Genomic DNA, 10,830 nt, shown 5'->3' on the forward strand with positions numbered 1-10,830 from the left:
CGATGGGCCGCACGAACAGCGCCTCGCCCATGCCCGCCCACTGGCTGCCGAGGCTGGCCGCCATCAGCTGGGCATAGGCCTGGGTGTCGGCGAGTTCCGAGCCCTTGCCCTGGAACAGCGCCTGCGCCATTTGCCGGGCCTGCGCATCGGCATCGGCGCTGTTGCTGACCTGCTGCAGGCGCAAGCGCAGTGCCGTGGCGCGGTCAAGGAACCGCTGCAGGCTCAGATCACCATTGGCGCCCGGGTTGGCACCGGCGGCCTGGCCCTGCGCCACCAGCCGCAGCACCGGGCCAAAGGCCGCACCGAGCGGCCCCGCGGCGTCCGGCTTCGCCACCTCGGGTGCGGTCTCCTTCTTGCCCAGCAGGTCCTGCGCCTTGGCCACCAGCGTATCGGACAGCGAGTCCTTGCGCGCGCCGGCGCCACCCTGGTACTCGAGCGACTTCATCAGCGCGATCACCGGCGACTGGCGCGCGTCGGCCATCAGCTTGAGTTGATCAATCGCCGCCGGCAAGGTCGGCGCCGGTTCCCATTGCAGGCTGTTCATGAAGCCCTGCCAGCGCTCCGCGTAATCGGCGAAGTATTGCTCGGTGAAAGCCGCCTGCAGGGCTTCGGCTGAACGGCCTGCCGTTTGCTGTGCCAGTTGCGCTTGTGGCGGTCGGCCGTCGGTCAGCACCCAGTCATTGGCGATTTCCGTACGCTTGGCCGCCTGTTCGATCGCGGGAGCCACATAGCCCTCATAGGCTTGGCGGGTAAAGATACCGGGCACGACGGCGGCGGAGCGGAACAGCCCCCGGGTATCGGTGCCGGCGGTCAGCGCCGCCAGGGTCTGGTCCGGATACTTGCTGCCCCCGTTCTCACCAAAGGCATGGATCACGCCCCGATAGACGGTGTCCTCGGCGTTGCGGGACCAGCGCAGCACCTCGGCGATACGCGCCAGGCCAATCCCGTGGGGATGGGTGACACGGCGCTGCGTGGACAATTCCGTTTCGCCGTCGGTCACAAGGACCACGGCATCTACCGGTCGGCGCTGCCGCAGCTTGTAGAGTTGCTTGAGCCAGTCCGTATCCGGCTGGCCATTCTGCCCGGACTTGTTCCACAGCAGCACTGCGTCGGCGGTAATCAGCCAGCCCTGTTCGGTTAGTTGGGGCAACAGTTGGGCAACGGCGGCATCGTCGCCGGTGAGCAGCAGCCAGGGCTGGCGGTAGCGCCAGCGAAAACCATGCTGGCTCCGCAAATGGCTGCACAAGCGCAGCAAGGTGTCCGACCTACTCGGCGCATCTTCCGGCACCAGCAGCGCCTGGGTCGTCCCCGTGAGCTGCGTAGAGTTCCAATGCAATAGCTTTGTCAAGCGGCGCGCAGCTGCCGCTTCCTCGCGTCTCGGCTCGAAGCCGAAGTAAAGCGCAATCGCGACGAGGGAACCACAAAGCGCGATGATCGCCAGGGTCTTCTTCGTTTCGGAGTCGAGCCAGAACAGATCCCCCTGAAACCAGATCAGGCTGCCTGCCGCTAGCGCGACGAGCAGATACGAAAATACGTCGATACGGAATTTAGTCATTTTTCATACCCTCTTGCTGCATGTGATGTCCCGGCGGCGCAAGGACAGCAAGCAGGACCCGCGCCTCGCTCTGGACGCCTGCGATATACGGCGCATTCGATGCAATGGCGCGATCGAGTGCGAGCACGGCCGCGAGCCACGGCGCAGTTGGCCCGGTGTTGCCGGCGAGGGTGTCGAGTGCAAAATCAGACGATGACGCCTCATCGCCCGAGCGGCCCGCTGCCCGCAGGGCAACAGGCAACTGCGCCGCGGTACGTTCATCGAATCCCGTCTGGATCGTGCCGCCCACCGCCGTGCCCATCGTTCTGCCCCACCTCAATGCGTAGTGCAGTGCATCCTCCGGCGGGGCGGGCGTATCCGCCTGCGGGCGATGAAGCCAGCCTGCCACGGGAAGCCGCTCCTTGCGTGCAAGTCCGGCCGGGCAGAGCAGCATCATGGTTGCTGCCTCCGCGCTGCCGGCCTCAGGATCGCCTGAGCGAAGCGGGCTGAAATTGGCGCTGATCAGCAGCGTCACGACATCGCGCAGCGCGGGGCTTTTGCGATCGAGCATCGTATCGACGAGCCACAGCCCGCCGCACGGCCCGATTACCGGCTGGACATTCAGGCGTGAGGGGCGCACGGACGCCGGCAAGCCCGCCCAGATCGCTTGAATGGCTTCATGCGGCAGTACGGAACTGTCGATATCCAGATGGACCTCAACCGGAACCAGGTCAGAAGCAGTGCTCAGCGCATCCGCAATCGCCGGAGCGAACGAGTGCAAGATCCATTCGAGCACGGCGCCTTGCCGCTCCTCGTCATCAAACGTCAATGCCGCCACTGCGGGCTCCAGGCAGCTGGCAACGATCATCTCGCGGGTATCCTTCGCCGGGCGGGTCGGCCGGCTCGCGCTGCGCGCGACAATCGCATCGAACGTGTTTTCCTTCTCGTCGATGTGAAGACGATAACCGGCGGCAAGCACGGCAAGGGGCACGCTCGCCGCATCGAACACCAGGTCTAAGTAAGCCTTGCTTAGCCCGTTGTCCGACAGTGCGCGGTTCCGACACTTGTAAAAATATGAAAAGCGCCGCAGGACAAGCGCGCCTGCAAGGCACACGGGGATGACGACGATGCGGAACCAGAACCACAACGTCTGCGTCTTCGTCTTCGCGCTATGCGGCCACGACCAGAGTGCGAACGCGATCCCGGCCAGCGTCAGCACGACGAACGCGATCGACCAGGCAAATGGCGACGGCGCCTTTTGCGGAACCGGGACCTCGGCCGGCAATAGCGAGAAATCAATCGCCATCGGCCACCTGGCGCGAGCCACTGTTCGGCAGCGACGAGATCAGCGCGCATCCGCACTCACACAGATGGCCATCCTCGGCCACTTCGAGATTGCCGTCACGAATATTCGGATTGCCCTGGGCAATGCGGCTACGCCCATGCACATCGCAGCGCACCGGATCTGTCCGCCGCGCCAGCGCCTGCCCCAGGAACTTGCGCGTGCCGCCACGCAGCACTTCACCGCCGCGGCTAAGGCGATCGCCCTCTCGTATCACGCCTGCCATCTCGCTCTCCTCATCCGCATCGCCCAGTCGAAAATCCACCGCAAGCCCATCGCCGCCCCTACATTGCCTGGGCCGCACGCTCGTCCGCTGCACGCTTCTTGGCTTCCTTCTCGACGTCGCTCGTTCCGAACGTATCCGTCGCACGCGTCTGAAAGTACAGGGTCGATGACAGAATATGATCGTGCCAACTCGTCAGCATCGTGTCGTGTACCAGCAGGTCGAAGAGCGCCATGACCTGCGGCGGCAGTGGATTTTTGCCACTGGCGCCGTCCTGCCATGCCTGCGTCAGCGCGAGCGCCTGAGGGCTCAGCATGAAGGCCTCAATCGCCTGTGCGCTCTGTTCCATATCGGCGTCGTAGGGAAGCTCCATATCCTGACCCAGCTTGCGCATACGGCCAGCAGATTCCTTCAGGCCGGCCTGCATCGACAGGCGCCGGGTCTGCTCCGCCGCTTCGCTGCCGATACGCTCCCAGACGCTCACCACCGGATTTGCCAGCACTAGCGCCGTGCTGCGTAATGACTGCATCTCGGCATCGCGGGTGGCCTGCATACGGGCGAGCGCCTGTCCCAGCGCCTTCGGGTCTAGCGGCGAGCGCTTACGCTCGGCCTGATATGCGGCTTCGGCGTCGGCGCGCTGCAGCGACAGCGCCTGATGCGCCTTCTTCGCGCCGTCGGTCGTGGCCGACATTGACGCGCGAAACGCCGGCGACTGATACCGAACCGCCAACCAGCGCAGGAATACCTGCATGTGGTCCTGGAAGTTGAGCCCCTTCTGGTGCGGCACTATGGCACGGTACGCGTTGATCAGGTCGGGGATCTTGTAGCTTGCGGTGCCATCTGATACCGGGTGTGCAAGGGTAAACATGCGAAACACGTCTGATTTGTATTGCGCGAGATACTCCATCATGTCAACAGCCGCGCCCGCCATCAACGCCTCATTCAGCATGTCGCGCAACGCAACGCGCTGGAGTTCCGCGCGGAACCCCATCGAGCCCGGTGGCGCTCCACCGGTAATATCCTCGCTGGTGCCCGGATACAGGTACTGGTCCCCGCGCGTCTTCTCGAGGCTGTCGAGCCGCTGATAGAACCGCAGTTCGTGTGCGGCCGCGAAGTGGACGCATCTTTGGACGGCCTCCGGAACGCCGAGCGGCTTGTCGCCATAGTTCTGCTTGATCATGCCTACCAGCGGCACGAAGTCGAGCAGCTTGTTCTCCGCCATCAGCGACGATACCGCATCGAGCAGGCCCAGAAACTTGATCTCGATGGTGTCGCCTTCGATCGTAAGATCGACATCGCTACGCCGCTTGTATTTCCGCACCAGTTCGTTGACGAAGGCACGTGCAAGTACGCCACCGCGATCAGCGCCGAACACGGAAACTTCGATACGCTGGACCTTGTTCATCGACGACTTCGCATCCTTATAGGCCTCCTCGAACTGGTCCAGCGCCGCGCTAAGCCGGTCCTCGAAACCGGTGCCGAACAGGCGGGCGACAGCCGCGTTGTCGCGTACCTGAGGAATAGAATCCATCACGACGTCAAAAAAAAGAGCCTTGACGACAGACCAGCCTGCCTTCAGCGGATTCTTCTTAATGTCGTACAGCGTCCCCCGAACGGCCGCCTTGCCGCGCCTCACCCATCGATCTTCTCGCGCCATCGTCAGTACGCGGCCGACCTTGCCCGGGATCGCTTTCACTTGCGCAGCAAGGTCGCCGTATACCCTGGTGACCGGACGCCAGGACATTTCGTCGAGCGCCTCTGACATTGCGTTCTTCAGGGCTTTACCCGGCGCTTTTTTAAGGTCAAGCACTTTGTCGACGCCAACGACCTTCTGGGCGGCGGAAGTCGCCGATTTCGCCGCCGATTTGCCAGCCGCGCCCAATGCCTTGAGCCCAGCGGAGCGAAGTGCGTCCTTGCCCGCGTCCTTGTTCAGATCCGTACCCAGACCGGAATAGTAGAAGGGGTACCAGAACTGGTTGGGCATCTTTTGGCGACGCGTATCGCGCATGTCGCGGTGCGCTTCCCATAGCCGGCAGATGTTCGAGTAGCGTGACGTCGACCGGTCGTCCTGATCACGATGGCGACCGAACCCATCGAAGAAGAAGCCCATCTTGATGACCGCACCGCAGCGGATGCAGTCGTCGCTCTTGTACGGCTTGTGTGCCTTCAGCATGCCGTCGAGTACCTTGCCATGGGTCCGGTCGGCGGGTTCGAGTTGTGTCGTTTCAGCCATGGGTGGCTCCTGACTGGATATGCTTGAAATGGTCCCGCTTCATCTCGTCAATGATTGGCGCCGGAAGCTGCTCCATTGCCGCGCCGAACGCACCCGGCCTGTCCTTTGTCTCGGCCAAGATATTCTGGACAGCGGGATGCTCGTCGAACTTGGGACTGACGAGCATTGCGTAGTAGACGTACCAGCGAAGGTCTCGTTTATCGGTGAGGCGGTACTTCGTCCATCCCCCCGCCGCAACACGCGCGGTTTGCCGAAACACAACCGAATCGTGAAGCCCGTTGGGATTAAGTTGTTTGCCATATGTACGGTCAAGCCATCCCCAGATCTCGTCGTACTCGATTCGCGTTCCCTGCAGATCACTACGAAACTCGAACTCGATGTGATCGTCCGGGTAGAAGTGCAGGCCGAGGATGCGTTTTCCGGCTCCGCCTTCAAGCTTTGTCGGAGGCAAATGAACCTCTGTAACCTTGTGAATTTTCCGGATCGGCGCGTAGAGGTCCTTGATAGCCTCGTCAGCATCGTAGACGTCCCATTTCACCGTGAAATCCGTTCCCTTCAATTTGTGGCAGCAACTGAGACGACCCTGACCGGATCCAGGCATCAGATCACCGCCGCCACCCGCTGTATTTCCATACTTGTCGTAGACAACAAATCGACTCAGGTTATACGGCGTGTAGTTGAAGCCCTCGATGCTCAACCCGCCATACGTCGGCTCGGACGAAAACGCATCGCACCCGGTGATCAGTGTCAGGGACAGAAGTAGCGCGTAAAAGAATCTGATTTTCATGTTCACTTCAGCTTTCGGTCTGCGTCGTCGCGATTGCGATGGCGATCGAATGCGTGAAAAAAGGAGCCTGATTGTGTGTCCCGTCAGCATGACGTGTAGCCCCCTGTTTGGGGCCGGTCAGCGTGATCGGGTTGTGTCGCTTTAACCATGGGCGGCTCCTGACTGGATATGCTCGAAATGATCACGCTTCAGCTCGTCGACTCAGGTGGTATGGCGTGTAGTTGAATGCCCCTACACTCGGGCCGTCGTAAGACGGCTCCCAAGAAAGTGCATCGCCCCACCCGGTAGCAAGCATCAATGACAAGACCAAAAGCCAGAACGATTGCCTTCTCATCTTCACTCCGTTCAAGGGCGCTCTGGCGTCTGCCCAAGGATCAACAAGTCAAACAGCGTCATGACCTCAGGCGGCAGTGGATTTCTTCCTTCCAACCCATCCGCCCAGGCCTGTGCAAGCATCGCAGCTTCCGGTGTCAGAGCGGTTGCCTCTATCGTCTTCACGCTCTCGTCAAGGTCGGCGTCGTATGACAACTCCATCCGGCCCTTCATGCTACTGAGGCGATTGGTTGACTTCTGCAGTTCCGCCTGCAGCGACAAGCGCCAGGCCTGCTCCCGCGCCTCCTTCGCGATACGCTCCCAGACGTTCGGGCGGGATAATTCCCGGACCGTCATGGGAAGGGACCGGGCTTGCGCGTCCCGCGCCGCATGCCATCTGGTCAGGACCTTGGACAGCGCCACCGGATCGGCAGGGGAGCGTCGGCGCTCCACTTGATGGGCGGCCTCGGCATCCTTGACTTCCTTCTCCACGGCGAAGTGCGCGCGCTTTACCTCATCTGCATGGCGCGAGACCATTTCCTCGAACGCGGGCGATGGATACCGTACCGCCAGCCAGCGCAGGAGTACTTCCATATGGAGCGTGAAGTCGCGGCCTGCTTCGAGCAGCACCACGCTGTGGTATGCCTTGATCAGGTCGGGGACCTGGAAGTTGTCCTTGCCGGCAGAAACGGGGTGCGCAAGGCGGAGGCTCGTGAATGAAGGACCTTGGTGCTGAAATAGCGCATCCATCCTTTCCAGCAGCGCACCTGTCGTTAACGCCTCGTACAGCATGTCCCGCAGCGTTGCGCGCTGGATTCCCATGCGAAATCCCTTCGATCCGGGCGGCGCCCCTTCGGTGATGTACTCGCTGGTGCCGGGATAGCGGAAATGTGCACCGTGCGACGGTTCGGCGGTGAACGCATCGCAGGCGGAGACCAGCACCGACGAGAGTAGCAGTTGCCAGATGGCTACTCGTCTTCCATTCATATAGTTTCGACCTTCTTGAAATCTTCCCGGCACGCGTCGCCGACTAGCGAGAGCGCTTCGGGAAATGAGATGCGTCCATACGAAGCGGCCAACAGCTTCGGATGGATCAAAGGATGCTCGTCAAACTGCGGCGAGACGAGAAGCCCTTTGGCTACGTACCAAAGCATGTCCAGTTCGTCGCGCACGCCGTAGCGCGTTGCTCTTTCGATCTGGGTATGGACAGCGAGATACAAGGCATCAGACGACAGGTGTTCGAGCAGCACCCCATAGACTTCGGTGAGTTGCATTGCCACCTTGTCGGCGTAGCCCAGGGAGTGCAGTCTCAGATGCTGTTCGTCGGACAGTTGAAGCGGGGCCTCGCCCCCTGGCTGGGATAGCGTATCGGCGCTCCACGAGCCATCCTCGCCGGAACGGTTGCGATACCAGATCTCGAATGCGACGGATGCAAAGCGCGTCCACTCATCCTGTGTCCAGGTCAGGCGTAGCCGCTCTAGTATCCGGTTGTCGTAGAAATGCAGGTAGAACGCACGCCGGTCCGATAGCGTGTACTCGCAATACCCCCGGAAATGATCCGCGAGTTCTTCCAACCCATGTGGGGTCCAGATCCAGGTCACCATGAATCCGCCGTTCGAAAACCGCCAGAGGCGCTTGAGCAACTGCCGAGGCACGTCCGCGTCGGCTGCGCCGAGATCGACCTTGATTAGTAGCGGTGCTATGTCCCTGAATGCTGACAGATCTGTCCCGTCCCAAAGCGCTGAGAACGGTATCGAGCCGAGACGCCCCAGGGCTTCCCGAAGATCGGGCAATCCACGCGTATCGACGAGCGCGTACAGGTGGGTCGACAGGTCAAGCTGGTCATACTCGTGATGTGCAGTTTCGACGCGAGACTGAAACGCGGCCCACAGCGAGGCCACCTCTTTTGCGTCCGATCGCTGAAGGATCGCGGTCATATTCAGCCCTTCTCCGTCATGGCTTCGGCGCCGGTATGCGAATTGAGCAGGCACTGCCGGCAGACACCCACCGGAAGCTCCGGCATGGGTGGGTTCAGGCTCGCAGGCCCCTGCCACGTGAAGTTGCCGGTCTTCAGCGTAATGCTGCCTGGACACCCCAGTTCGATGTTGCCGCCTTCGAGCTTGATATAGGCGCCCTGACTGGACAAAGTCAGCGCACCGGCGGATACCGCATTGAGCTTGCCGTTGACGCTCGAGAGAATCATGTCCTTCGATGATGCGAGTTGCATCTGCCCGGCGTGCGCTGCCGCCGAGAAATCAGCTTTCGCGGCCACGAGCTTGATACCGTTGTCCTGCGCAAAGATCGATGCGCCCTGACCCGCGGCAATGGTGATGCGCTTCCCTGCCCCGAGGTCGAGATTCGAGCCGGCCGACGCGATCACGTTGCCGTTAGCGGCAAGCTGGATGCTCTCGGCGGTGGCGAGCGCGATGCCCGCAGGGGCGCTCAAGAGAATGACCGCCTGCTGGATGTTCAGGAGGCGCTGCTCCATCAGGTCACGTTGTCGCGCGATGTCTGTCAGCTGTACCTTTGCCGCGGCGGCACACTCGTTCAGCCGCTGCATCTGTTCCAACGCGTCCGAGAGGCGCAGTTTCGCTGCATCCATCGCGAGTTGCTGGCCTGCGGCTTTCGGCTGGTCATCCGCCGAAATGAACAGCCCCTTGCCGCCGCGGATCGCTCCCCAACTAGAGGTGCGCAGCTCAAATCCCTCGCCGCGCTTCTTGCGTTCGCCGTTGACCATATGCCCCAGCGTCAACTGGCTTTTGCCCGAATGCTCGGTGGAAAGCTGTACGTGCTCCTCGTCCTCCCAGTCTTCCAGCTCAAGCGTGTTGCCGCTCTGCGTGTGGATGAGATTGCGCGACAGCAACCGGTCCTGGCTGGTAATCAGGTCCACATGCTGGCTGTTGTGGTGCAAGTGCGCGATATAGGGCTTGTTCGGGTTGCCGTCGCGGAACGCGATGGCGGCCTCGGTGCCGTCGAGCACGGGGAAGTGGAAGCCCGTCTGCAGCGCGCCAGCGAACGACTTGGCGAGGCGCAGCGGCACGCTCTCGCCGCCTTTTGGCCATTCATCGAAGTCCAGGTCGAAGCGGACCGTGTAGTGGCCCACCTGGGTCAGGTAGGCGTACTTGTACTGGCCCGGCGAGGTCACGCGGGCGCTCAGCGTGCCGTGTATCTTGGGCCATTTGTCTTCGGCGAGCGGCAGCCGGAAGCGCCGGTCGGACGGGATCGCCTTGTAGGTGTTGCGGTAGGCCTGGTCGCGCGCGCCGCTGTGGCGTACCTCGATGATCACCTGCCCGTTGGGCGCATCCGGCAGGACGCGGTCCATGCGCAGGATGCGCGCCGGGCGTGCGTCCAGCACATTGCTCTCACCCTCGTAGACCACCTGCCAGGCGATTGCTGCCTCGTGGCGCAACTGGGCCTCCCATTTGGCGCCGTCCTTGTCCAGGTGATGGCTCCCAAAGACGTAGGACTGGCCGTAGGTCGTCTTGTCCTTGCGGGCGATGTTCGCCTCGGCCTGGATACGCTCCCAGGACTGGTCGGGGTTGTAGTCCGCGACGCGGACCGATTCCGGCACCGTCTGCGCATGGGTCTTGATATCGGTCACGGCCTCGGCGCCGGACTCCAGCCCTGCCGTTTCGCGGTAAAGCACCCGCAATTCCGGCAGGTAAATGTAGTGGTCGATGTCGTCGCCAAACACCACCATCTCGCCGAACTTGCCCGGGATGAAGTAGCTGTAGAGCCCTTCCTGCTCCATCAGCAGGCGGATGTAGGCCCAGTCGGACATCTGGTACTGGAGGCGGAACTTGTGCTGTGGATACTCGCGGCGCGTCTTGAAGACAAACTGGTGGCCTTTCAGGTCATGCCGGCGCAGGATCGCCTCGATGATCTGCGGGCCAGTCTTGTTCTGGTAGACGCGGCTCGCGCGCGTGAGCTGCAGCCGTGCGACGAGCGGCTCGACCACGATCTCGTAGCCGCTGAAATCATGGGTCTGCTTGGTCTGGCTAAAGCGCGTGATGCAGCCGGCGAACTTGCGCGGCTCCGTGCCGTCGGCAGGATCGATCAGGAACGTCGCATCCTTGCCGAGATAGTTGGCGCGCTCAAGCGGCAAGGGGTGCGTCAGTTGGATGGTGACGGTATAGGGCTCGCCCATCCGCTCCACCGCTTCGAATGACACCACCGACAAGGCGGCGGCGCTGGCCGCGGCAGGCACCTCGAGGAAGTACACCTGGCGCCCGGTCAATTCCTTGAGCAGCGCAGTGCCGTATGCCCGCAGTTGTTCAACCGGATCCGTCATGGTTTTCGCTCCGTTGTCAGCGTGATCGACCTTGACGCAGAACTCTAAACGGCTTTTCAGGTGACAGAAATACCTTTTTGACACTTTAAAAATATTTCGCACTTTTTT

The 10,830-nt window shown here is 61.9% G+C and carries 8 protein-coding genes; all 8 read right to left on the reverse strand.

Annotated elements, in window-relative coordinates:
• On the reverse strand, window positions 1-1,555 hold a 1,555-nt coding region (locus OR16_RS44780), incomplete at its 3' end, for an ImcF-related family protein (protein ID WP_006164654.1).
• Window positions 1,548-2,840 (reverse strand): hypothetical protein, encoded by a 1,293-nt coding sequence (locus OR16_RS38070; protein WP_006164655.1) that lies wholly within the window; start codon window positions 2,838-2,840, stop codon window positions 1,548-1,550. The genes OR16_RS38070 and OR16_RS44780, both read right to left, overlap by 8 nt.
• Window positions 2,830-3,141, reverse strand: coding sequence for a PAAR domain-containing protein (locus tag OR16_RS38075; protein ID WP_006164656.1), 312 nt, complete (start codon window positions 3,139-3,141; stop codon window positions 2,830-2,832). The genes OR16_RS38070 and OR16_RS38075 overlap by 11 nt, the downstream gene beginning before the upstream one ends.
• A gap of 19 nt (window positions 3,142-3,160) precedes the next feature.
• Window positions 3,161-5,332 carry a DUF2235 domain-containing protein gene (locus OR16_RS38080; protein ID WP_006164657.1) on the reverse strand — a complete coding sequence of 724 codons (2,172 nt, stop codon included), beginning with the start codon at window positions 5,330-5,332 and terminating at the stop codon, window positions 3,161-3,163.
• Window positions 5,325-6,119 (reverse strand): DUF3304 domain-containing protein, encoded by a 795-nt coding sequence (locus tag OR16_RS38085; protein ID WP_006164658.1) that lies wholly within the window; start codon window positions 6,117-6,119, stop codon window positions 5,325-5,327. Before OR16_RS38085 ends, OR16_RS38080 begins: the two co-directional genes overlap by 8 nt.
• A 345-nt stretch (window positions 6,120-6,464) precedes the next feature.
• A complete protein-coding gene (locus OR16_RS38090; RefSeq protein ID WP_006164659.1) occupies window positions 6,465-7,418 on the reverse strand; it encodes a hypothetical protein in 954 nt (317 codons plus the stop codon).
• Window positions 7,415-8,368 (reverse strand): DUF4123 domain-containing protein, encoded by a 954-nt coding sequence (locus OR16_RS38095; RefSeq protein ID WP_006164660.1) that lies wholly within the window; start codon window positions 8,366-8,368, stop codon window positions 7,415-7,417. The genes OR16_RS38090 and OR16_RS38095 overlap by 4 nt, the downstream gene beginning before the upstream one ends.
• A 2-nt stretch (window positions 8,369-8,370) precedes the next feature.
• Window positions 8,371-10,722: a type VI secretion system Vgr family protein gene (locus OR16_RS38100; RefSeq protein ID WP_006164661.1), complete on the reverse strand. Its 2,352-nt coding sequence runs from the start codon at window positions 10,720-10,722 to the stop codon at window positions 8,371-8,373.
• Window positions 10,723-10,830 lie beyond the last annotated feature (108 nt).

Origin of the sequence: Cupriavidus basilensis OR16 (genome assembly GCF_000243095.1) — a bacterium.
Classification (GTDB): Bacteria; Pseudomonadota; Gammaproteobacteria; order Burkholderiales; family Burkholderiaceae; genus Cupriavidus; species Cupriavidus basilensis_D.